General features: G+C 34.5%; 24 protein-coding genes. 6 read left to right on the top strand and 18 right to left on the bottom strand.

Annotation, left to right across the window (positions count from 1 at the left end; translation table 11 throughout):
* Nucleotides 1-44 precede the first annotated feature (44 nt).
* Nucleotides 45-818, bottom strand: coding sequence for a Cof-type HAD-IIB family hydrolase (locus HRG09_RS02825; protein WP_174099244.1), 774 nt, complete (start codon nucleotides 816-818; stop codon nucleotides 45-47).
* Nucleotides 819-1,406: 588 nt separating this feature from the next.
* Here HRG09_RS02825 and HRG09_RS02820 point away from each other — a divergent pair.
* Nucleotides 1,407-1,619 (top strand): DNA-dependent RNA polymerase subunit epsilon, encoded by a 213-nt coding sequence (locus HRG09_RS02820; RefSeq protein ID WP_098336064.1) that lies wholly within the window; start codon nucleotides 1,407-1,409, stop codon nucleotides 1,617-1,619.
* A gap of 3 nt (nucleotides 1,620-1,622) precedes the next feature.
* Entirely contained in the window at nucleotides 1,623-3,290 is a 1,668-nt protein-coding gene (rnjA, locus tag HRG09_RS02815) for a ribonuclease J1 (RefSeq protein ID WP_174099243.1), read from the top strand.
* 43 nt (nucleotides 3,291-3,333) lie between these two features.
* Here rnjA and HRG09_RS02810 read toward each other — a convergent pair whose 3' ends face one another.
* From HRG09_RS02810 to HRG09_RS02755, 12 genes are all read right to left on the bottom strand, one after another.
* Entirely contained in the window at nucleotides 3,334-3,999 is a 666-nt protein-coding gene (locus HRG09_RS02810; protein ID WP_174099242.1) for a potassium channel family protein, read from the bottom strand.
* An 87-nt stretch (nucleotides 4,000-4,086) separates the two neighbouring features.
* A complete protein-coding gene (locus HRG09_RS02805) occupies nucleotides 4,087-4,953 on the bottom strand; it encodes a cytochrome C oxidase assembly protein (protein WP_174099241.1) in 867 nt (288 codons plus the stop codon).
* A 398-nt stretch (nucleotides 4,954-5,351) separates the two neighbouring features.
* Nucleotides 5,352-5,810 (bottom strand): TlpA disulfide reductase family protein, encoded by a 459-nt coding sequence (locus tag HRG09_RS02800; protein WP_174099240.1) that lies wholly within the window; start codon nucleotides 5,808-5,810, stop codon nucleotides 5,352-5,354.
* Nucleotides 5,811-5,879: 69 nt separating this feature from the next.
* Nucleotides 5,880-6,428 carry a peroxiredoxin gene (locus HRG09_RS02795; protein ID WP_174099239.1) on the bottom strand — a complete coding sequence of 183 codons (549 nt, stop codon included), beginning with the start codon at nucleotides 6,426-6,428 and terminating at the stop codon, nucleotides 5,880-5,882.
* 194 nt (nucleotides 6,429-6,622) lie between these two features.
* Nucleotides 6,623-7,753: an N-acetyldiaminopimelate deacetylase gene (locus HRG09_RS02790; RefSeq protein WP_174099238.1), complete on the bottom strand. Its 1,131-nt coding sequence runs from the start codon at nucleotides 7,751-7,753 to the stop codon at nucleotides 6,623-6,625.
* 58 nt (nucleotides 7,754-7,811) lie between these two features.
* Complete coding sequence (gene dapD / locus HRG09_RS02785) at nucleotides 7,812-8,534, bottom strand: 2,3,4,5-tetrahydropyridine-2,6-dicarboxylate N-acetyltransferase (RefSeq protein ID WP_174099237.1); 723 nt, start codon at nucleotides 8,532-8,534, stop codon at nucleotides 7,812-7,814.
* A gap of 71 nt (nucleotides 8,535-8,605) precedes the next feature.
* Nucleotides 8,606-9,463 carry a transcriptional regulator CcpC gene (locus HRG09_RS02780; RefSeq protein WP_174099236.1) on the bottom strand — a complete coding sequence of 286 codons (858 nt, stop codon included), beginning with the start codon at nucleotides 9,461-9,463 and terminating at the stop codon, nucleotides 8,606-8,608.
* Nucleotides 9,464-9,798: 335 nt separating this feature from the next.
* Complete coding sequence (cbpB, locus tag HRG09_RS02775; protein ID WP_174099235.1) at nucleotides 9,799-10,242, bottom strand: cyclic-di-AMP-binding protein CbpB; 444 nt, start codon at nucleotides 10,240-10,242, stop codon at nucleotides 9,799-9,801.
* Nucleotides 10,243-10,489: 247 nt separating this feature from the next.
* The gene (abbA, locus tag HRG09_RS02770) at nucleotides 10,490-10,681 is read right to left on the bottom strand and encodes an antirepressor AbbA (protein WP_174099234.1); all 192 of its coding nucleotides are present in this window, start codon (nucleotides 10,679-10,681) and stop codon (nucleotides 10,490-10,492) included.
* 87 nt (nucleotides 10,682-10,768) lie between these two features.
* Complete coding sequence (locus tag HRG09_RS02765) at nucleotides 10,769-11,287, bottom strand: ribonuclease H-like YkuK family protein (protein ID WP_174099233.1); 519 nt, start codon at nucleotides 11,285-11,287, stop codon at nucleotides 10,769-10,771.
* A gap of 75 nt (nucleotides 11,288-11,362) precedes the next feature.
* Nucleotides 11,363-11,512 carry a hypothetical protein gene (locus tag HRG09_RS02760; protein ID WP_174099232.1) on the bottom strand — a complete coding sequence of 50 codons (150 nt, stop codon included), beginning with the start codon at nucleotides 11,510-11,512 and terminating at the stop codon, nucleotides 11,363-11,365.
* A gap of 210 nt (nucleotides 11,513-11,722) precedes the next feature.
* Complete coding sequence (locus tag HRG09_RS02755) at nucleotides 11,723-11,959, bottom strand: YkuJ family protein (RefSeq protein ID WP_000055151.1); 237 nt, start codon at nucleotides 11,957-11,959, stop codon at nucleotides 11,723-11,725.
* A gap of 233 nt (nucleotides 11,960-12,192) precedes the next feature.
* Here HRG09_RS02755 and HRG09_RS02750 point away from each other — a divergent pair, with 233 nt between their 5' ends.
* Nucleotides 12,193-12,435: a glutaredoxin family protein gene (locus tag HRG09_RS02750; protein ID WP_017151106.1), complete on the top strand. Its 243-nt coding sequence runs from the start codon at nucleotides 12,193-12,195 to the stop codon at nucleotides 12,433-12,435.
* Nucleotides 12,436-12,446: 11 nt separating this feature from the next.
* Here HRG09_RS02750 and HRG09_RS02745 read toward each other — a convergent pair whose 3' ends face one another.
* From HRG09_RS02745 to fadH, 3 genes are all read right to left on the bottom strand, one after another.
* Nucleotides 12,447-12,947, bottom strand: coding sequence for a DUF3993 domain-containing protein (locus HRG09_RS02745; protein WP_174099231.1), 501 nt, complete (start codon nucleotides 12,945-12,947; stop codon nucleotides 12,447-12,449).
* A gap of 182 nt (nucleotides 12,948-13,129) precedes the next feature.
* The gene (locus HRG09_RS02740) at nucleotides 13,130-14,347 is read right to left on the bottom strand and encodes an EAL domain-containing protein (RefSeq protein ID WP_174099230.1); all 1,218 of its coding nucleotides are present in this window, start codon (nucleotides 14,345-14,347) and stop codon (nucleotides 13,130-13,132) included.
* Nucleotides 14,348-14,613: 266 nt separating this feature from the next.
* Nucleotides 14,614-15,378: a 2,4-dienoyl-CoA reductase gene (gene fadH, locus HRG09_RS02735; RefSeq protein WP_174099229.1), complete on the bottom strand. Its 765-nt coding sequence runs from the start codon at nucleotides 15,376-15,378 to the stop codon at nucleotides 14,614-14,616.
* Between the two features lie 295 nt (nucleotides 15,379-15,673).
* Between fadH and HRG09_RS02730 the strand changes: the two genes are divergently transcribed.
* Nucleotides 15,674-16,531 (top strand): metallophosphoesterase, encoded by an 858-nt coding sequence (locus tag HRG09_RS02730; protein WP_174099228.1) that lies wholly within the window; start codon nucleotides 15,674-15,676, stop codon nucleotides 16,529-16,531.
* 99 nt (nucleotides 16,532-16,630) lie between these two features.
* Nucleotides 16,631-16,864, top strand: a complete 234-nt coding sequence (locus HRG09_RS02725; protein ID WP_174099227.1) for a hypothetical protein — start codon at nucleotides 16,631-16,633, stop codon at nucleotides 16,862-16,864.
* A 297-nt stretch (nucleotides 16,865-17,161) separates the two neighbouring features.
* Here HRG09_RS02725 and HRG09_RS02720 read toward each other — a convergent pair whose 3' ends face one another.
* Together HRG09_RS02720 and HRG09_RS02715 are read right to left on the bottom strand one after the other, a co-directional pair.
* Entirely contained in the window at nucleotides 17,162-19,270 is a 2,109-nt protein-coding gene (locus tag HRG09_RS02720) for an RNA degradosome polyphosphate kinase (RefSeq protein ID WP_174099226.1), read from the bottom strand.
* Nucleotides 19,271-19,378: 108 nt separating this feature from the next.
* On the bottom strand, nucleotides 19,379-20,917 hold the full coding sequence (locus tag HRG09_RS02715) for a Ppx/GppA family phosphatase (protein WP_174099225.1): 1,539 nt from the start codon (nucleotides 20,915-20,917) through the stop codon (nucleotides 19,379-19,381).
* Between the two features lie 179 nt (nucleotides 20,918-21,096).
* Between HRG09_RS02715 and HRG09_RS02710 the strand changes: the two genes are divergently transcribed.
* Nucleotides 21,097-21,555: a YkyB family protein gene (locus HRG09_RS02710; RefSeq protein ID WP_174099224.1), complete on the top strand. Its 459-nt coding sequence runs from the start codon at nucleotides 21,097-21,099 to the stop codon at nucleotides 21,553-21,555.
* Nucleotides 21,556-21,559: the final 4 nt, after the last annotated feature.

The raw sequence follows: 21,559 nt of genomic DNA, 5'->3' as shown, positions 1-21,559 counted from the left end.
GCTCCTGCTTTTTTCTATACTGAAATGGTTCTCATACTCTTTTGTTACAATAAACGCGCCCATTGTAAACCGTGGAAAATCCCATCTTCACTAACATCTTTTGTTACATAATTAGCAAGTTTTTTCAAATCTTCATGGCCATTCCCCATTACAATGCCTGTTCCGACTGCTTCAATCATTTCTAAATCATTTAATCCATCTCCAAAAGCATAGACTTGTTCACGCTTAAATCCTAATTTTTTAATGAATTTTTCAATTCCCTTTGCTTTTGAACCGCCATTTGGAATAATGTCCATAGAATATGCATGCCAACGAATAAAATGAAAATCTGGATAATCATGAATAAACTTTTCTTCCTCACCCACTTGGCAGAAGAGCAAAGTTTGATAAATGTCACGATTTTCATAAAAACTTGGTTCATATAACGGATGCTCAAATTGTAGACTACCAAAGCCTTCTTTTACATAATCATGGTATTCTACTGTCGCCTTCATATCCTTATGATCTAAATAAACAAGTGGGTATCCCTCTTGCTTCGCAAATGTTGTAAATGTATGTAATGCATTAGGTTGTAGTGGATTTTTAAATATAACCTCACCTTCAAATACAACATATTGTCCATTAAAACTCACATAATTATGGATATTAAGCTCATTACGAATATCTTCAAACATGAAAGGTGCACGCCCTGTCGCAATTGCCACATGTACTCCTTTTTCTTGTAACATACGTACAGCTTCTCTTGTAGATTGCGGAATTTTCTTATCATGGTCTAGTAATGTTCCATCAATATCAAAAAAGACGATTTTATCATTCATTCTTAAAATCCTTTCTAACCTACCTCTATTCCTACCTTGACTATTTCTTTTCAAATCCTAAAAAAAAGTATAACATATTAAACACCTGTGAAGAAAGCGTTCACTTCCTAACCTTATTCGTACAATATGCATATACTATCAAAAGAATATTGATATTTGTTTGAATGAATTTTCTTCTCTAATCTATCTCATACTATATTCATAACTGGGGGCATACTGCCTGTGAGAGTAAAAACATAACACAAGATTACATCTGCATGAGCCAATCAAATCTCTAAACATTCGGACGGTAATTCCCTCATTTATCTTCTATGATTTTCTAGTATATAGAGATAAAGAGTTACTACAATTAAATAAAAAGTATGCATGTTTGAAAATAAGGAAAGGAAGGAGTAATCATGCTGAAGAAGCTGAAGAAAAAGCTAAAACGGTATTTAAACAATTTAGTCCAGAAAAAGACTATGGCTTAAATCGTGCCCATTTCGGGCTTTTTCTTCATTCTCATTCGAAAAAACATGAAAATCATCACTATTTGCTTTATAATAGGTAACAGATAATGCAAAACATAGACAAGGAGAGGTTTTTCCAATGATTTTTAAAGTATTCTATCAAGAAAAAATGACTGAGGTTCCAGTACGTGAAAATACAAAAGTTTTATATTTAGAGGCTGAATCACAAAAAGACGTTCGTACAAAATTACAAAAGTTCGCATATAATATTGAGTTTGTCCAATCTGTTACTGGCGCTCATCTTGAATACGAAAAGCAAAATGCTGATTTAACATTAACGGAGATCGTATAATTTATGAAATTCCTAAAAAATGATCAGGCAGCCGTTTTCGCTCTTGGTGGACTCGGTGAAATCGGCAAAAATACATACGCTGTCCAATTTCAAGATGAAATTATTATAATTGATGCTGGAATTAAGTTTCCAGAAGACGAACTTCTCGGAATCGACTATGTGATTCCTGACTACACATATTTTGTACGAAACGAAGATAAAATTAAGGGTCTATTCATTACTCATGGTCATGAAGATCATATTGGTGGCATCCCTTACCTATTACGTCAAGTGAACATCCCAATTTACGGCGGTAAATTAGCAATTGCTTTAATTAAAAACAAATTAGAAGAGCACGGATTACTTCGAAAAGCAAAATTATACGAAATCCAAGAGGATGATGTCATCAAATTTAAAAAGACATCTGTATCGTTCTTCCGCACAACACACAGTATTCCAGATTCATACGGTGTTGTGGTGAAAACACCGCAAGGACAAATTGTTCATACAGGAGACTTTAAATTTGATTTCACACCAGTGGGTGAACCAGCAGACTTAACAAAAATGGCTGAAATCGGTAAGGACGGCGTGCTTTGCCTCTTATCTGATAGTACCAATAGTGAAGTACCTAACTTTACTATGTCTGAACGCCGCGTCGGCGATAGTATTCAAGATATTTTCCGCAAAGTGGAAGGTCGTATTATATTTGCAACCTTCGCTTCAAATATTCATCGCCTGCAGCAAGTTGTTGAAGCTGCTGTTGAAAATAATCGTAAAGTGGCTGTATTTGGCCGAAGTATGGAAGCTGCTATTGAGATTGGTCACAATCTTGGTTATATTCGCTGTCCAAAAGATACATTTATTGAATCGTCTCAGATCAATCGACTACCAGCTAACAAAGTTGTTATTTTATGTACAGGTAGTCAAGGAGAACCAATGGCGGCACTTTCCCGTATCGCCAATGGAACACACCGTCAAATTCAAATTATTCCTGGCGATACAGTTGTTTTCTCTTCTTCACCAATTCCAGGGAATACAGTTAGCGTAAGCCGTACGATTAATATGTTATACCGTGCTGGTGCTGATGTGATTCATGGAAAACTTTCAAACATCCATACAAGTGGACATGGTGGACAAGAAGAACAAAAGCTAATGCTACGTCTTATTAAACCTAAATATTTCATGCCAATTCATGGTGAATTCCGCATGCAACGTATGCATATGAAATTGGCAAACGATTGTGGTATTCCAGAAGAAAATTGCTTCATTATGGACAATGGTGATGTTCTTGCTTTACGTTCAGATGAAGCGAACGTTGCTGGGAAAATCCCATCCGGTTCTGTTTATATTGATGGAAACGGTATTGGTGATATTGGTAACATTGTACTTCGCGACCGTCGTATTCTTTCCGAAGAAGGACTTGTTATCGTAGTCGTTAGCATTGATATGAAAGAATTTAAAGTAGCAGCAGGACCTGATATTATCTCTCGAGGATTCGTTTATATGCGTGAGAGTAGCGATTTAATCAATGATGCTCAAACTTTAATTACAACACATCTCGAAAAAGTAATGGAGCGAAAAACGACACAATGGTCTGAAATTAAAAATGAGATTACAGATACATTGGCACCATTCTTATACGAAAAAACAAAACGTCGTCCAATGATTTTACCAATCATTATGGAAATATAAAAAAGGACAATGCCTCCTGGGCATTGTCCTTTTTCATTTCATTCTATCGTAAATAATGTTTAAAACGATCCACTTCATCATCATGACCAATTACAATTAGAATATCCCCGGCCTGGATGGTTTCTGTAGCTCGAGGAGAAACAATAACTTCCTTCCCTCGCTTAATTGCAACAATGTTTAATCCAAATTCCGCACGAATATCTAGTTCAATTAAAGAGTGCCCATCAATCTTTTTATTAGCAATAATCTCTACAATACTATGCTCATCTGAAAGCTCTAAGTAATCTAATACGTTACTTGAAGCGATATTATTTGCAATTCGTTTTCCCATATCTCTCTCTGGGTGAACAATATGGTCAGCTCCAATTTTACTTAACACTTTTTCATGATAATCATTTTGCGCCTTAACTGTAATATTTTTCACGCCTAATTCCTTTAAAATAAGTGTCGTTAAAATACTTGCATTCAGATTATCACCAATTGCAACAACAACATGATCAAAATTACGAATACCGAGACTTTTTAACACCATTTCATCTGTTGAATCAGCAATCACTGCATGTGAAGCAATATTTGCAAATTCATTTATTTTATCTTCATCAAGATCAATAGCCATTACTTCCATACCTAATTGAGCCAATTCACGACAAATACTGCCTCCAAAACGTCCAAGTCCAATGACAGCAAATTCTTTTTCTTTCTCACTCACATGAATTCCTCCAATAACATCAAGTCCTGTCCATATTTATTGTAGCATACTTTATATTCACTACAAAGAATAGCAATTAACCTATAATTATTTTTGTTTTTGTATATAGAAATACTGCTGCAAATAAAATGCGATGATACAAATGAGCATACCAAATACAAAAATATTTCCAAATGAACTAAACGTTTGAAACACAAATAATAATGTTTCTTGACCAAAAAAAGCGAATAAGAGTTGTGTAAAAGCAAATAAGAGCGCCCATTTATAATGATGTTGATGAAACAAATAATGTGTTGCTCCTAAAAATGCACAAAATGAAATGATAAAAATCCACCAAGTTTCTAAAAAAACTTTCCATCCTGTGAAGTTATATCCATTTACAACAAGTGCAATGATTCCAATGACCAACATCGTGGGAACACTCCAAAATAACGCTCGACTTCGAAAAAATCGGCGACCATGAGAATCACCTTTTTCATTTGCACAATATGTTAAAAATACTGTACTTATATACAAGACCGAAAGAATTGTTAATACGATGATTAACCAAAAATGTAATTGATTATATTCATGTTCTATATTCGTAACGATAGCTGCTAACATACTTGGAATCAGCATACCTGTCCACCCGTCAATTTTCCTTTCATTCCAAAACACAGCATTGCCTATTCGAATACCTAAAAGCATAAAAATAATGACGCCAATTACAAATAACGTTGTCTTATTTCCAACTAAGCTTGTTGAAAAAGCAATTAAACCAATAAATAAAAAAAGAACAAATCCATTCATGATTTCTAATACTGGTGATAAGTAACCTTTCACCCATTTATATGTTTCTTCATAATCGCGTTTATTTGTTAGACGGTATGCATAAAAACTTATTCCGAAATAAACCGCTGCAATTATAACATATGCATATAAAAAGAAACATAAGATTGCACTGCCAATCTGCACTTGATTCCCCACCCTTTTTTCTATGTATCACATTGATTTTACACATTTTCCGTATAAAAAGTAAACTAAAACATACAGTTCTATTTCCTATAGTACAATTTTCATTTCTCAACTAACAACCAATAGGCGTATCTCCCATATCTTCTACTATTTTTAAAGTAAAGCTTCCATTAGCAGGGGCATTCTTTATCCTTCACTGATGGAAAGCCCTCACGAGTCAAACTTTTGCAGGTAGTTGTCTGCCCCCTATCTATCAAAACCTTAAGGCAAGAGCTTACTGCACGTTAATATGAGATAAAAACCAAAAACCTCCTAATGAAAAAGGAGGTTTTTGCGCATATCAAAAGAAACTTCCACTTCCAAACTGCCCCTAATGCGTAAGTAGAAAATTTCAGATTTTATTCCACTTCTTGTTTCGCTTCATCTAACACACGATTTACTCGTTTTGTTAGCATTTTCATCCCACTTCCACCTGCTTGGAAATGACGAAGTACACCATTTTTATCAAACACATAATATGCTGGTACATATTGATTCTCAAATGCATCTGTAACTTTATGTTGATTATCTACTAAAATAGTTTGCGTGATTCCATTCTCTTTTGCGACTGTTTCCACTTGTTCAAGCTCTAAATCTTCCTCTGAACGCGGCATATGAACCGCGACAACGTTTAATTGTTCTTTATATTCATCGCGGAAATTGTTAATATCCGGCATCGCTTCTTTACATAAATGGCAACTAACGGACCAAAAATGAACAAGTGTCGGCTTTTCACCGATTAGTGATTCGCGTACTACGTCTCCATTTAATACTGTTGTCGCACCCTCTAAAGAGGGCATAGGTTCACGTAATTTCATTTTATCTTCCTCCTTATATGTAGAGAAAGGCCTAACAAAATATTGTTAGACCTTTTTATTTTTATATCATTAAACGTTTAAAGTTTCTTGACCTGGTTTCCAATTTGCTGGGCAAAGTCCACCAGTTTGAAGAGCTTGCAGAACACGAATTACTTCATCAACTTCACGGCCGATGTTGTTATGATGTACAACTTGGTACATTAATTCACCTTCTGGACTAATGATAAATAAACCACGAAGTGCAATACCTTCCTCTTCAAGTAATACACCGTAATCACGAGATACTACATGGTTCGTATCAGCAGCTAGAGGGTATTTTAATTCACCTAAACCGTTTTTCGTGCGGTCAGTGTTAATCCAAGCCAAGTGAGTATGGATTGTATCAGTAGATACACCAATTACTTCCGCCTCTAAATCTTCGAACTCATCATAACGATCTGAAAGCGCGATAATTTCTGTTGGACATACGAAAGTGAAATCCATTGGATAAAAGAAAAGTACTGTCCATTTGTCCTGTTTCATAACTTCTTCAAGACTTACTTTACCAAATTCTTTGTTTGGCATAACAGCGTCCATTTCAAAGCGTGGAGCTTGTTTTGCTACCATACGTTCTGCCATATGTATCAACCTCCATAATTTTTTATCATATATGTCCACTCTTGTAGTATATAAGAGGGATGAGTTTTCAACCATTTTCATTTAAAAATCACTAACAACTTATCCCTCCATCTACCATTATAAAGTATTGTGTTAGAATTTCCAAAAAAAAAAACATTATATATTACAATCCTTTAAATCAAAAAAGAACAGGTTTAAACCCTGTTCCCTTTCCAACTTATATATTGATTTAAAAAAGCAATAGTCTGTTCAATCGCTTCTTCTTTCGGCTGTAATTTTGCGTGATGTAAACCATATTCAGAGTCTACACCGAGCCAGAACATAAACCCTGGAATTTCACGAAGCATATATCCAAAATCTTCTCCCGTCATTGCCTCTGTACATGTAATAACATTCATATCAGTGTGTTCTGATGCAAATTCCATAAACTCTCGTGTCAATGCCTCATGGTTATATACTTGATGATACATTGCTCCGTAATCAATAACAGCTTCACATTGAAACGCAGCTTCAATTCCTGCAACAATTGCTTCAATTCTACTTTTCACTCGTTTCATTGATTCGACAGATAAAGTTCGAATCGTCCCTTCTAAACGAGACTTTTCTGCAATGATATTTTGAACTGTACCTCCTGTGATTTTACCAATTGTAATAACTGCACTATCAAGTGGATTTACATTACGGCTAATTACCGATTGGAGCTGTGTAACAAGGTGACTTGCCGCAACAATCATATCATTTGCAGTATGTGGATATGCTGCATGCCCACCTTTTCCTTTTAAATCAATATATAACTCTGATGTATTGGCAAATAACAATCCTTCTTTTGTTGCGATTGTCCCTACTGGATACTCCGGCGCAATATGAAGCCCGAGAATCATATCCGGTTTCCATTCCTTCAATTCTTCACTTTCTAACATAGGAAGAGCGCCACCTGGACCTTCTTCAGCTGGTTGGAATAGAAAAACAAGATCATCATCTATCCTTTCATTTACAGCGGCTGTTAGAAGTCCTAAACCAATTGTAGTATGAAAATCATGACCACATGCATGCATCATGCCTTCATGAACAGAAGTAAATTCATATCCTGTTTCCTCTGGAATTAGTAGGCCATCAATATCTGCACGATAGCCAATTGTTTTTTCTGGTTTTTTCCCATTTACTTTAACGATAACACCTGTTTTCCATGTTTTCACTTCAAGATATTCACTAGGAAGGGTCCCGATATAATTTAAAATATATTGTTGTGTTTTCCACTCTTGAAATCCTAACTCTGGAATTTTATGTAAGTCTCTACGAATTTGTACAAATTTACCGACTGTCATGTCTCCACCACCATTTATAAAAAGCGTAAGAGCTTATTTGCCCTTACGCTTTCGTTCTTTATTTTTCTGGGTTTAATTGACGAAGTTCTTGTTTAATTTCTGTTTTCGCTTTTGTTTTCTCATCAATTTCTTTAATAACACGTGCTGGTGTTCCTGCAACTACTGTATATGGTGGTACATCTTCTGTCACAATCGCTCCTGCTGCAACAACTGCACCCTTACCAACTGTTACTCCTTCTAGAACAACTACGTTTGCACCAATTACAACATCGTCTTCAACGATAACTGGTTTTGCAGAAGGCGGCTCGATAACACCTGCAAGTACAGCACCAGCACCAACGTGACAGTTTTTACCTACTGTAGCACGTCCGCCAAGCACTGCATTCATATCGATCATTGAACCTTCCCCGATTACTGCACCGATGTTAATCGTTGCATTCATCATAATAACTGCATTATCACCAATTTCAACATGGTCACGGATGATTGCACCTGGCTCAATACGAGCTTTAATGCCTTTTAAATCAAGCATTGGAATTGCAGAATTACGACGGTCGTTTTCGACAACATAATCTACAACATACTTTTTATTTTCTTCAAGAACTGCCTTGATTTCAGACCATTCTCCAAATAAAACACCAGCTTTTTTATTCACAAATGCTTGTACTGTTTCAGGGAATGTTACTTCTTTTAAATCCCCTTTTATGTATACCTTTACAGGAGTTTTCTTCTCGCTTTTTTGAATAAACGAAATAATTTCGTTTGCATCCATCATTTTCATGCTTGTTGCCTCCTAAATCCATTTATAATGTTACTCTACCAAACGAAAGAGCTACTAGCAAGACAATAATCTTATTTTTCCATTTGAATTTCTTCTATAATATCTAAAAACGCTTGTACTTGTTTCAATTGCCTTGCAGAATCACTTGTCAACAACCACGTTTCTCGAGTCAATTGAACAGGTGTTTTATACGTCTTTTCTCTTACTTCTTTTAAAACAGTAGAAGGCAGCAGTGCATAACCAATCCCATTTAAAACGAGTTGCTTACATGTTTCAATTTGATCAACTACAATCGTTCGTTTAGGTGGATTAGAAAATAAACCATACCACCAATTCTGAATTTGTCCATAGTATGTCGAATCACTTTTAAATTGTATAAACGGTCTGTTTGTATCTTTCAGCATAGAAATATCTTTAATTTCTGTGTCAACTAAATACAACTCATCCTCAAACAATTGCTCTTTATGCCCTTTATATTCTTGTTTTCCTCTCAATATAGCGACATGCACATCCCCTTCATAAAAGTGCTTTTGCACCTCACTACTCCACCCTGTAAAAAGAGAAACTTTAACAAACGGATATTTTTGTACAAACCTCTTTAAAACAGGTGGTAACCAATATTGTCCAATCACAGATGCCACAGCTATCTTTAATGTCCCGTATGTTTCTGTACGATAGATTGCTAATTCACTTTTTATTGCCTCTTCTCTTCGCAACATATCTTTCGCATAATTGGCCACTTTTTCCCCTTCTGGTGTAATCGTTAATCCTTTTTGAGAACGAATAAAAAATTTCATTCCCCACTGTTTTTCCATTGATTGTAATCGTTGACTGAGTGCAGGCTGTGAAACGAATAAGCGCTCCGCAGCTTTTCTCATATTGGATTCCTGTGCTAAAACAACCATCATTTGAAAATCATCAATTTGCAACTTTCTCCCTCTTTCCTCATCTTACATATAAACTTCTAACCTTAATATATACGTTGCACTATTCTCTAACATGCATTATTTCATTTTTGTTTTCAAGAAAATCGGATGAATCGACATTTTACCTAACCTTTTATACTTGTTTACTCCAGTTACTATATAAAGCGAAAATTTAATCAGCGGAGGTGGTCTTCATCTCCCGCTAATTATTAGCGTCCACCTCTCTCGCTTCTCTCTTAAAGCTGGTGGTCTTACTAAACACGAATAACCGGATAAAATAAAAAGAGACGCATGGTAAAAAAGCGACTTCTTTTTTATTCGAAGTCGCTTACCCTTCTTTATCGATTATGTTGTCTTACTTTTTTATTCAGCAATTTCAAAATAGCACGCCTTGTCAAAATCCCCTCAAAGTACCCATCATTATTTACAGCACAAATAAATGGATGATCAATTGTCATTTCTAGCGCTTTAGCAAATGAATCCTCAAGTCCAAGATGCGGAATGTCTTTTTTCATTACATTCTCCACTTTCATATCTTCAAGCTTTTCAAATTCAATGCGTTCTAACCCTAAAATACCATCCAAAATCATCGCAGTACTTATTAATCCATGCAATTTATACATAGGATCTAAAACAGGAATCGCAGAATATCCAGACTTTACAAGAACAAGTAAAGCATGTTCTAGGCTATTTCCGATTTGAACATGCGCGACTTTTTCTGATGAAATCATTAAATCCTTTACAAGAACTTGTTGAAACTCATCTTTTGGAATACTAATCATATTATATCCCCCACTTTTTCTCCCTTTTTCCTGTTAGCATGATCTCCAATCGACAATCCATAATGCTTACTGTTTAGAGTTAATCATATCCACGCTTAAAAGTTTCACTTTATTTCCCATTTCTATTCATATCTTATGATAGCGTTTTCATATTATTATTTTGTCCTTATTTTATTCCAACAAAAATAATGATACACAGTTCATTCTACCATAGAACACAAAAAAAAGACTACCTTTCTGGTAGCACTTAGTATCCTTCATTTTTTAATCGATTAAATAACCTTGTAATTCTTCTATATTGGGAAATATCAGCTTTTTTCAAGCCACTTTCAATATCTGTAAGCTCAACAGCTAGAATTTCACTAGCATAATTTTGACGAAATAAAATATCTAACAGCAAGCTTTTTTCTTCTTTTGTTAAAGTAATTTCCTTATGCATATACCCCTCTCCTTATGTTTATGCTTTTCCTTATTATTTATTATATAAAATATTCGCTTAATTTAATAGATGAAAGATTCAGTTTTTTTATTTTGTATAGCGATTTGCATAACTAAAAGCTGCATAAGCATCAGGTTTAATTTTTGCAGTTAGTCCCATTGCTTTAACCTTTGCTGTCATATCTGAAATAAACTCTTTTGTTAATCCATCATTTCCAATATCTAAATGAATTTCCATTACAAATCCGGCTCCTTCATGAGCATATGGATGTAAAATCTCCCATATACGCCTTATATGTTCCGGTGTAAACAAACAGGCAACTTCTTGACTAAATTGTGTTTCTAAATATATTTTTTCACGTAAGGTCGGTGGTTTTTTATGTACTGCTTTATGTTTCAAACATCCCCATGCTCCTTTCCCAACGCGATGAATATGCACTGCTGTAATAAAACGGGTATATTTTTGATGCGCTTGTGAATCTGTTCCAATAGATAAGCGATATAAATTTCGGGGATCCCTTTCAATAAAAGTGCAAATGTGTGAGAAAACTGTTTCAAAATCCATATGCCTCTCTGATACATTATAAAATCGATACTCACCGTCCATATAGTCACGTCCCTTCAATTAGACAGACTTTTTGCATTCTCATTGTATGGGACAAAAGAACAAAATATGACTTTATTATCCTTTACTCGTTTCTATATTTCGGATGGAATACTTACATGCTGGACAAATATAAATTACATTTTGATTAGACTGAGCTGTTAATACTTGATCCATTTCAAATGACATATGACATTTTGGACAAACAACAATTGGTAATCGCTCCACATTCCACATTCCTTTCTAACTTTTAATACCAGTGTAGGAAGATCCCAAAAATCTTATACATATAAAGTGAAACTTTAATCACTCCTCACCAATCGGGCTTTTTATATCGTTATCTCCCCTATTTCTTCTTCAATTCCTTATCCCTCTTACTATTAGTTATTATAATAACCAAAAAAGGTACCGCTTCTCGCGGTACCTTTTTTGTATGTATCAAGAAATAATATCGTAAATCTCAATTGCAACCATGTCAATGTTATCGAATTGATATACTTGTGGCTTTTCGCCTTGTTGATACACTTCTAACTCATACATTTCACTTTTATCAAAAAATTTCACGCTACATTTACGTTCACCGTTCACTTCAAAATAGCGCTGTGCTACTTCACCGCTTTCAGCTTGTTCTTGTAGACTAACAAGTCGAGTTAAAATTCCTTGGAGTAGAGACATGAAATCTCCCCTTTCTCTAATCTTCCTACCAATAGGTTTTACAGCTATACTCATTCTATCCGTCATAACAGAAAAAATGTTCCACACTCTAGGATAAAGCTTCTTGGCAAGAAACTCAACTAAAATTTGTCGAAAAAAGAAGTAAAAAGCAGAAAGAAAATCTTTATCTTCCTTTATTGCGGTTTTTAAAGCTGCGGAATATAATAAAAAGCAGAAAAAGAGGAGGATTTAAAATGAAAAAAATAGAGGTTTATACACAACCAGATTGTCCACCCTGCACCATTGTAAAAGAATTTTTAAAGCATAATAACGTAACATATGAAGAATTTGATGTCAAAAAGGATGCTTCAGCTCGCAACCGTCTTTTATATGACTATAACTCATACTCAACTCCAACTGTTGTCATTGATGGAGAAGTTGTCTCTGGTTTTCAAATTGAAAAATTACAACAATTACTAAATCTAGAACAGGAATAGGTACTCTTTACCTATTCCTGTTCTTTCAACTCCTGTAATTTTTGCATTTCCGTCAAAAGTTGCTGACTCTCATGATAACCAGCTAATTTCCATTTCCCTTCTTCCTTTTGCAATGTAATAATTTGATATTGTTCATTTTTCATCCGCTCATATACATATAAAAGTCTATGTTCTTCATCATATGCTAAGTTCGTTTGAGAAGTAAAAGAAAAAGGAGGTTCGTTTGTAGGAAGTAAATATTCACCACTTCGTTTATCACCATTACTATTTTCATCCGTAAAAACTTGAAGGAAGTTATTTGTAAAATAAGGTGACAACGCATCATACATTTTATCCATCGATAAATGCTTTCCACGAATTGAAAATTGTGCCTCATATCCCTTTTGAATCGTTGTGAATACCTCTTTTCGATCCACTTTTATTTCTTCTTTACCAAGAACTGTTGTAACACTATACCCAACTAGAAAGGCAACACATAGAAATAGAACAAACCAAATTCCATACTTTCTCATTCTTTCACCTTCCTTTAACAGAGCTTGTCTTTGTAGTATTCATTGTAACAATGATTATGCACAGAAAGGGATGATTTCGTTCGTAAAATCTTTACAATGATAGACAGCATTTTCACCATCTTTTTCACTATTACCAATTTATGATAAAAACAAACAAAAAAATGCACGAATTGCTTCGTGCATTAAAATAAAACATCTTCTTCATATAAAAATTCATAGGACAAATCAATAAATAAAAAATGCTCATCATCAATTGGAAAGGAAAATGTTCGTACCATCTCTCCTGTTTCTATATCTGCATATAAGTCAGAGAGTCTTGCTTTATTTTCAAATCTCATTTTCATTATATTTTCTAAAAAATATGGGCGCCAGCTCCAATTTTTCATATAATACTCTGGCATAACAATCCATTTACCATCTTTTTTCATAATGTTTCCTGATTGCTGAAAACCGTCTTCATTACAAATAAAGATTCGAAAACTATACTGCGATACATGTTGACTGAAATGTAACAACCAATCATTAACGTCTTCATTCTTTTTCTGTTTAGATAAAACATTCCCAATTTGATCACGCAATGTTTCTGTCAATTGATAAATTTTTTGTAGTTTTTTCTTTTCATGCTGGATAAATTGATGACACTCATTACCAAGACGTTCCTTTAAAATATCCGCTTCAATAAAGTCTGGCAAACACTCTTTCAAATAATTCCCTTGATAATATCTGCCGCCATTTTTCCAAGCGTATTGCAACTGATAAAAAGCATCAATTTCTTCATATAATAATGTCGCACCAATTCTTCTTGCTAATAACGACAAAGAATATAAAATATCTTGATAAGATTGTAAAAGTGCTGTTTGTCTTAAATTCGTTAAATCCACCTTTAAAATGTCAGGCGCTAATACACTAATCCGTTCCAGATTACTCGTACCTGTTCCTACTTTGTTAATTGAAATTTGAATACCATATGTACGGTAATACATAAGTAAATGATTAAATTGTTCTATATCTTCCTTACACTCATGCTCCGTTATTTCTAGAACGATATGCTTTAAATTCAATCCTTTTTTTTCATACATTAACAATAAATGAAGTAAACTTTCATCTTCATCGTTCATTAATATGTTTGCATTACGATGTATAAACAATAAAAAATTTTGATTTGTTTCCAAGTAACGTTCTAATGCTTTTTCTACTATGACATTATCTGCCTCTAGTTGGAATTCACCTGGAATGGAATCATCATGAAAAAAAGAAGAAAGACTTTGTATCCCTTCTTCCGTTTGGATACGCCCTACTACTTCATATCCAATTACTGTATGCTGATCAGCACTAAAAATAGCTTGATAATAAGGAAGGACTTTATCCAAATTACTCATCACATCTAATGCATCTACCAAAATGTTTCCCTCCCTTTACTTTTCAAAAATTATAACATGATATGTATAGAAAAATAATAAAAAATCCCTTCAGTTTTCCTGAAGGGATTAGAGGGGTAAAATGCTAAGGGGAATTAGCAATTCTACTATGAAGAAAAAAGAGGTCTTAAATATACCTTATATTAAACCTATTGTAAACACTTTTCTTTCATATGTCACAAATTCGTCACATTTCACCTCACATGAATGGGCATTAATCCTCCATGTTTTACTTTATATAACCCCTCTTAAAACGGATATTGATGCAAATGCTGCCCACCATCCATTGTCATACACGTTCCATTTATGTATGCAGCTTCATCAGAACATAAATAAAAAGCTAAGCCGGCAATTTCTTCTGGCGTACCAAGTCGACCAAGTGGAACGCTTTGCAGTGTCCGTTTTGCTGCCTCTTCTGAAATCCATAATTTATCTGCACCGCCTGTTCGTTCGATTGGTCCAGGGGCAATTGCATTAACGCGAATGCCATATTTACGCCCCCACTCAACAGCAAGTGTTTTCGTCATTGCTAATACACCCGCTTTCGCAGCTGCAGAATGAATGACACCAGGTCCTGCATCCCATGCATACGTTGCTACCATATTAATGATATTTCCTTTTATCCCTTTCTCAATCCAATACTTTCCTACTGCTTGGCTGCAATAAAACGTTCCATTTAATACAATATTAATAACTGCATTCCAACCATTAACAGATAAATCTTCTGCAGGACAAACGAAATTCCCTGCTGCATTATTAACTAAAATATCAATACGTCCAAATTTTTCATCAATATATTCAATCATACGACTTATATCCTCAATATTTCGAACATCCATTTGTACTGTCAATATTTGCCCTGAAAATTGCTCAATCTCTTTTTTTGTTTCTTCAAGTTTTTCTTGCGTACGTCCCGTAATAACAACGCGTGCCCCTTCCTTCGCAAAACGAGTTGCCATGCCTTTTCCCATTCCACTTGAACCACCTGTTATAATCACTACTTTTTCTTTCAAATATATCCCCTCCCAAAAATGAATGCATATTCATTTTACCACTTTATTTAATAGAAATCTTTATATTTTTAAACTTTTCTGATATCTTTATATACAATCCCTCTTTTTCACAATAACCATACTCTTAACTCTAGACTATTCTACTAAATTGTATTTTCACTAGATGACAAGGTTAATCGACTCAATTATACTTCTTTAAGAAGAATTAAAAAGAAAGGAGAGCTGTTGTGGCCTACACCACATTCATATAATACTTTTCCTACTTTTTTCATTATATAGGCCCGTTCATATTCCTATGAAACAAATAACAAGAAGAAATTTTATAAAAAACGGAATACGATCTTGTTTCTATACCTGTATTACGGCTAGTATCGGTTATTACTATGCAAAGTATATTGAACCGTACTGTCTTTCTTTGAGTCATCATACACTGAGCTCTCCACTCATTCCACCAAACTTTCATGGTATGAAAATTGTTCAATTTAGTGATTTACATTTAGGATACTATTTTTCTCTCCAACACCTTTCTACAATCGTTTCAAAAATAAATAAGACTGCACCCGATATTGTTCTTTTTACTGGTGATTTAATCGATGACTACCAAACATATAGTGAAATCCCTTTTGTTTCTTCAATTTTACGAAACATCCGTGCACCCTTTGGTAAATTTGCAATCTACGGAAATCACGATCATGGTGGGTATGGAACCGAATACTATAGTCAAATTATGAGTAATGCAGGTTTTGAAGTATTACAAAATACCGAAAAACGTATTCGCTTATTAGATAATAGCGAGATTTCTATTTTTGGAATCGATGACATGCTTCTTGGTAAACCAGAAATCGACGAAACATTACAACATGTGCAGAAAGAACTATATACTATTGTACTCGTACATGAACCTGATATAGCACCTAAAATCGCTAACTTCCCAGTGAATCTCCAGCTTTCTGGACATAGCCATGGTGGACAAGTGCAACTTCCCTTTTTAGGTGCAATCGTTACCCCAGCACTAGCAAAACATTACATCGAAGGCTTTTATCATATCCAGGAATTACTTCTTTATGTAAATCGCGGACTTGGAAGGACACGTGTTCCATTTCGTTTTTTGTCCAGCCCTGAAATTACAGTATTTACTCTCCAGCACTTGTAACCTATGATTGCCTATTTTCTTATATATCCTTTCTTGTACTCGCTCATCCATGCTTTTTCACCATATGATAACAATGAGTCCAATAAAGGAGGTTTTTTTATGTACCCATACCCTCAGCCCTATCTAGTTCGTTCAGGACCTATTGGCCCAGTAAGTGACTCACGCTTCTTACCATTCTTCGGCGTTCCATTCTTAGCAGGACTTGCTGGTGGCTTAATCGGCGGAGCATTAGCATTTGGTCCTAGACCACCTTACTATCCTCCATACCCACCGCCATATCCGCCAACGCCGTTTCCTTGTTACGGAGGTCCGTGCCAGCCGTATTATTATTAATATAAACAAAAACTATGAGAAAAAAGCCTCTTCATTTGCAAGAGGCTTTTTTCGTCGTATTCTCATAACCTTGAATTCAGGAGTTTACTTGTTCACAAATTATTAAACTTACTATTTAATATATAAATCCATTTTAATTTGTTGGCACATCAGTCACTGCTAGGAAACTTCTACTCATTTTCTCTCTTTGTTTTCACTTGGCATGGGGCTGAAAAAAGATCTGACCGCTTCTATGTATGGACGGATCCTCTCTCCCACCTAAAAAAGATGACTTTATATCATTTTTGAATTTACACATTACTCCGCATCTGTATTTTGATAGGCCATCTTAAATAACTTCACTTGGCTATCAATTTCTTGTGAACCATTATTTATTACATAATAGTATTCACCATCTTTATTTTGTTCACGTGTTTTTACATTATCCGCTAAAATAAGCTGCAAAATTGCTTTGATTCGTGCTTTCATTTCAAATCCTAAAATTGGAAATGAAATTTCCACCCGTTTTTCCATGTTCCTTGTCATCCAATCAGCTGAAGATAAGTACACTTTTTCATCCCCATTGTGATGAAAATAATAAATACGGCTATGTTCTAAATAACGTCCAACAAGGCTAGTTACACGAATATTTTCACTGACATTTTGAATACCAGGTCGCAAGCAGCACGTTCCTCTAACAATAAGCTCTATTTTTACTCCAGCTTGTGATGCTTCATATAATTTTTGAATTAACGGTTTATCTGTCAATGAGTTCATCTTTGCCACAATATGCCCATTTCCATATTGTTTATGATAACGGACTTCTTCATCGATCAATTCCATAAATTGATGACGTATATCAAACGGTGCTACTGACAAGTGATGAAAATGTGGCTTTGTTGTATAACCACTCAAGTAATTAAAGAAATTTGTCGCATCTACCCCGAAATCTTTTCGAGATGTAATATAGCCAAAATCTGTATATAATTTTGCTGTCGCATCATTATAATTTCCTGTCCCTAAATGTACAAATCTTTCGATTTTTCCGTGTTTTCTTCTTACAACCAGGGTAATTTTACTATGTGTTTTCAAATGACTTACACCATAAATAACGTGGCAACCAGCTTGTTCGAGTTCCTTTGCCCAATGGACGTTATTTTCTTCATCGAAACGTGCTTTTAATTCAACAAGTACTGTTACTTGTTTCCCCTTCTCAGCTGCAGTCTTTAACGCCTGAATAATCGGCGAATCCCCACTTACACGGTATAACGTCTGTTTTATTGCTAGTACATTCGGATCATCTGCCGCATCACGCACAAAATCAATGACTGGTTGAAAAGATTCAAACGGATGATGTAGTAAAATATCATGCTCTATCGCTTTTTCAAATACGTCTTCTTCATCATCTAAATCTTGAGGTGGCTGCGGTATAAGAGCTGGATAAACAAGATGCTCATATAAAGGTGCTAATTTTTTATATAAGGAGAATAAGCATGTTAGGTCTAATGGTCCATCCATCATATATACATCTTCATCTTTCACTTCTAACACTTCATATAATAGAGCTAAAACTCTTTCATCAACATGCTCTTTGCCAATTTCTAAACGAACAGCCGCTCCCCATTTACGTTTCTTTAGCTCTTTTTCAATCACTTTTAATAAATCTCGCGCACCCTCTTCATGAATTGTTAAATCCGCATTACGTGTAATACGAAAACGCGTAACAGAGGATACTTTATATCCTGTAAATAATTTATGAGTAAAGCTACTAATTACATCTTCTAATAAAATAAATTTATGTTTTTGGTCTTCACTCGGTAAAAAAATAAAACGTTCGAGCAATGATGGCACTTGAACGATTCCAAGCTTTGTTCGATTCTCTTCCTCTGTTTGTTTTCCATCATACAAAATAGTAGCCAAGTTTAAACTTTTATTTAACAACATAGGAAACGGGCGATATGCATCTATTGCCACGGGGGTTAACACAGGGAAAATTTGTTCATCAAAATACTCTTCAATAAATTCACGTTGTTCTTTCGTTAAATCTTGAAACGTTAACGGCTCGATACCTTCCATTTCAAGTGCTGGCAACACAGTATTTTTAAATGTATTATACTGAATTGTCATCAATTCATGAGCTTTCGTAGCAATTTTATTTATTTGCTGTTTCGGTGTTAAGCCAGCTTTATTTTCTGGTTGATTAAAGCCCGCTTTTACTTGATCTTTTAATCCTGCAACGCGTACCATAAAAAATTCATCCAAATTCGAACTAAAAATACTGATAAATTTTAACCTTTCCAAAAGTGGATTACTTTCATCTTGCGCCTCTTGCAACACACGTTCATTAAAAGCAAGCCAACTTAATTCGCGGTTATTATAGTAAGCTGTATCATTGAAATTTACAGGATTCTCCTTCACCAATTCCATTTCTCTCACACTTCCCTTTGAAACTTTTTCAATATAATTTAGTTACATTTATTGTATCAAATTCCAAATTATTTAAGTGTAAATTTTTTGTAAAGACGTCCGTATAACCTAACATTCCCCTTCAAACATGAGTTGAATGTTCATCTTCAATACTTTTTCAAGTAGTTTTTTTTGTTTTTCAGCCTGCACTTTTTCTGCTAAAGCCGATTGTTCACACATAATATGAAAAACAAGCCCCTCTTTATTTTTTTTCACTTGAATCGTTTCAATCAGTTCCCTTTGCCTCACATTTAAAGCAGCAGAAAATTGTAAAATCGCTCCTAACAAGCGAATCTTTTTTTGTTCATTTTTATCAAACCATCCTTCAAATGGTTTCAAATGCTGTTTAAATAACATTTTCGATTTATAAGATGCGATAAGTGCAAGCCTAATGCGCTCTTTATGCATCATGCCGTCAATTGTTTTATTCGCCAATAAATAGAATGTATGTAGACGACTTGCTTCTGCATCTATGTATTTTCCAATATTAAACACCTTCGCGGCTTGATAAAATATACACCAATCTTTTTCTGAAAAACAAATAATTTCAGACTCTTCAAGTTGTTTACAAATTAACGTGCCTTGCTTGATAAGTTGAACAACAAATTTCATATCCATTTCATATTCATAGGACAATAAGTGTAAACTCTCCTCTACCACATTCGGATAATAAGAAACACCTAAATTTTTTGTAAGTTCCTCATAGAAAACACCTTCTCGCAATCCTTTCCTGCTTAATACAAAGGACGAGGTTTGTATTATGTTTGCTAGCATATAAAATACTTCTACCGCTGGAATAATTGTATCAGCACGATCTTTTGCTAGCCCATCTAACTTTTGTAATTCCACAAAAGAAAGACTTTCTAATTCCTCTTTTACATCCCTTATATCCGCTTCCTTCATTTTATATAAATGTAAACCTGCTATTGGATAAGAAATTATGTTTTGATGAATCTTCACCATATTCCGAGCACTTCCACCTATCGCAATAAGAGGTAACCCTTTTCCCTTTAACCAAGGTAACGTTTCAAATTGATACCATAAATATCTTCTTAATTCTTCTAATTCTTCTGCAGTTGGTGTCTCATGATGAATAAATTGGTGTTTTAAAGAAAGTGCTCCAAAAGGAAAGCTATAATATTCTATAATTTCTCGATCACGAAAATACGTAACCTCTGTACTTCCTCCACCGATGTCGACAGTAATTCCTTCCGTAAAAGAAGTTGAATTCATCACAGCTAAATAACCATAACGTGCTTCTTGATATTCAGATAAAACCCTAAGTACAAAATCAGTTTTTCCTTCTACAAGCTTTTTTATTTCTTCTTGGTTCTTTGCTTGTCTAATGGTTGCTGTCGCAACACATAGCACATTATGTAACCCGTGAAACCTTGTACTTTCCTGAAATTGAAGTAGTGTTTGCAGTAGTATATTCATTCCTTCTTCTATCAGCACCCCATTTATTAAATAATTTCTTAATCGTGCCACAACTTTTGTATTTTCAATTTCCTTATAAAAACCCCCACTTTGTTTTTCATAAATCACCAATCGCATCGTATTTGAACCAATATCAATAATAGCATATTGTTGTTTCAATATATCTTTCACACTTCTCACTCTTTCATTATCAAATTTCTAAAAACCATTCCTATCACTATTATACAAAATAGTTGTTTTTTGTAACAATATTGCTTTAATATTGAAAATATACACAATCATTTTTTGTATATAATAAAAACTACTTTTATTTATGCTATAATATTGAAAAACTAGAAAGGGGTCCCACTATGAAACCTTCACAACCACAGTCTCAGTCACGCAAACAACATTCTATTGATCGATTGGCTCAATCTATTTTCATTGTGAACCGGCATGCCAAAGCTGCTACAAATCCTAAATATTTATATTGGTTGAAAAAGATTGCTTTAGAGCGTTTGATTAACGAAAAGAAAGCGATAAAAGAAGGGTTACATTTCTCTAGAAATCCACGCTTTAGTCAGCAACAATCAGATGTTCTCGTTCGATTAGGTGACTACTTTTTTCATATTCCTCCTACAAAAGATGATTTCAGTAATCTCCCGCATCTCGGTAGCCTCGAATCTTCCTATAGAAACCCAAAAACAACTCTTTCTTTAGCAATAGCGAAAAAAACACTTCAAGACTACATTGGGCCGGAAGCACTAAAACAAGAAAAAAAATTAAGCGAACCGATTCCTTGGTATCGCCGTACGTATACAAAAAAATAAAGCA

Source organism: Bacillus sp. Xin1 (genome assembly GCF_013314535.1).
GTDB lineage: Bacteria > Bacillota > Bacilli > Bacillales > Bacillaceae_G > Bacillus_A.
The sequence above is the reverse complement of the archived record's forward strand: the minus strand, read 5'-3'. Positions and strand labels throughout refer to the sequence as shown.

Excerpts from the sequence above, each read along its gene's own strand:
- HRG09_RS02825 (WP_174099244.1), bottom strand. The coding sequence starts at position 818 with ATGAATGATAAAATCGTCTTTTTTGATATTGATGGAACATTACTAGAC.
- HRG09_RS02820 (WP_098336064.1), top strand. The coding sequence starts at position 1,407 with ATGATTTTTAAAGTATTCTATCAAGAAAAAATGACTGAGGTTCCAGTA.
- rnjA (WP_174099243.1), top strand. The coding sequence starts at position 1,623 with ATGAAATTCCTAAAAAATGATCAGGCAGCCGTTTTCGCTCTTGGTGGA.
- HRG09_RS02800 (WP_174099240.1), bottom strand. The coding sequence starts at position 5,810 with ATGAAATTACGTGAACCTATGCCCTCTTTAGAGGGTGCGACAACAGTA.
- HRG09_RS02795 (WP_174099239.1), bottom strand. The coding sequence starts at position 6,428 with ATGGCAGAACGTATGGTAGCAAAACAAGCTCCACGCTTTGAAATGGAC.
- HRG09_RS02790 (WP_174099238.1), bottom strand. The coding sequence starts at position 7,753 with ATGACAGTCGGTAAATTTGTACAAATTCGTAGAGACTTACATAAAATT.
- dapD (WP_174099237.1), bottom strand. The coding sequence starts at position 8,534 with ATGAAAATGATGGATGCAAACGAAATTATTTCGTTTATTCAAAAAAGC.
- cbpB (WP_174099235.1), bottom strand. The coding sequence starts at position 10,242 with ATGATTAGTATTCCAAAAGATGAGTTTCAACAAGTTCTTGTAAAGGAT.
- abbA (WP_174099234.1), bottom strand. The coding sequence starts at position 10,681 with ATGCATAAGGAAATTACTTTAACAAAAGAAGAAAAAAGCTTGCTGTTA.
- HRG09_RS02765 (WP_174099233.1), bottom strand. The coding sequence starts at position 11,287 with ATGGACGGTGAGTATCGATTTTATAATGTATCAGAGAGGCATATGGAT.
- HRG09_RS02755 (WP_000055151.1), bottom strand. The coding sequence starts at position 11,959 with ATGTCTCTACTCCAAGGAATTTTAACTCGACTTGTTAGTCTACAAGAA.
- HRG09_RS02750 (WP_017151106.1), top strand. The coding sequence starts at position 12,193 with ATGAAAAAAATAGAGGTTTATACACAACCAGATTGTCCACCCTGCACC.
- HRG09_RS02745 (WP_174099231.1), bottom strand. The coding sequence starts at position 12,947 with ATGAGAAAGTATGGAATTTGGTTTGTTCTATTTCTATGTGTTGCCTTT.
- HRG09_RS02730 (WP_174099228.1), top strand. The coding sequence starts at position 15,674 with ATGAAACAAATAACAAGAAGAAATTTTATAAAAAACGGAATACGATCT.
- HRG09_RS02725 (WP_174099227.1), top strand. The coding sequence starts at position 16,631 with ATGTACCCATACCCTCAGCCCTATCTAGTTCGTTCAGGACCTATTGGC.
- HRG09_RS02720 (WP_174099226.1), bottom strand. The coding sequence starts at position 19,270 with ATGGAATTGGTGAAGGAGAATCCTGTAAATTTCAATGATACAGCTTAC.
- HRG09_RS02710 (WP_174099224.1), top strand. The coding sequence starts at position 21,097 with ATGAAACCTTCACAACCACAGTCTCAGTCACGCAAACAACATTCTATT.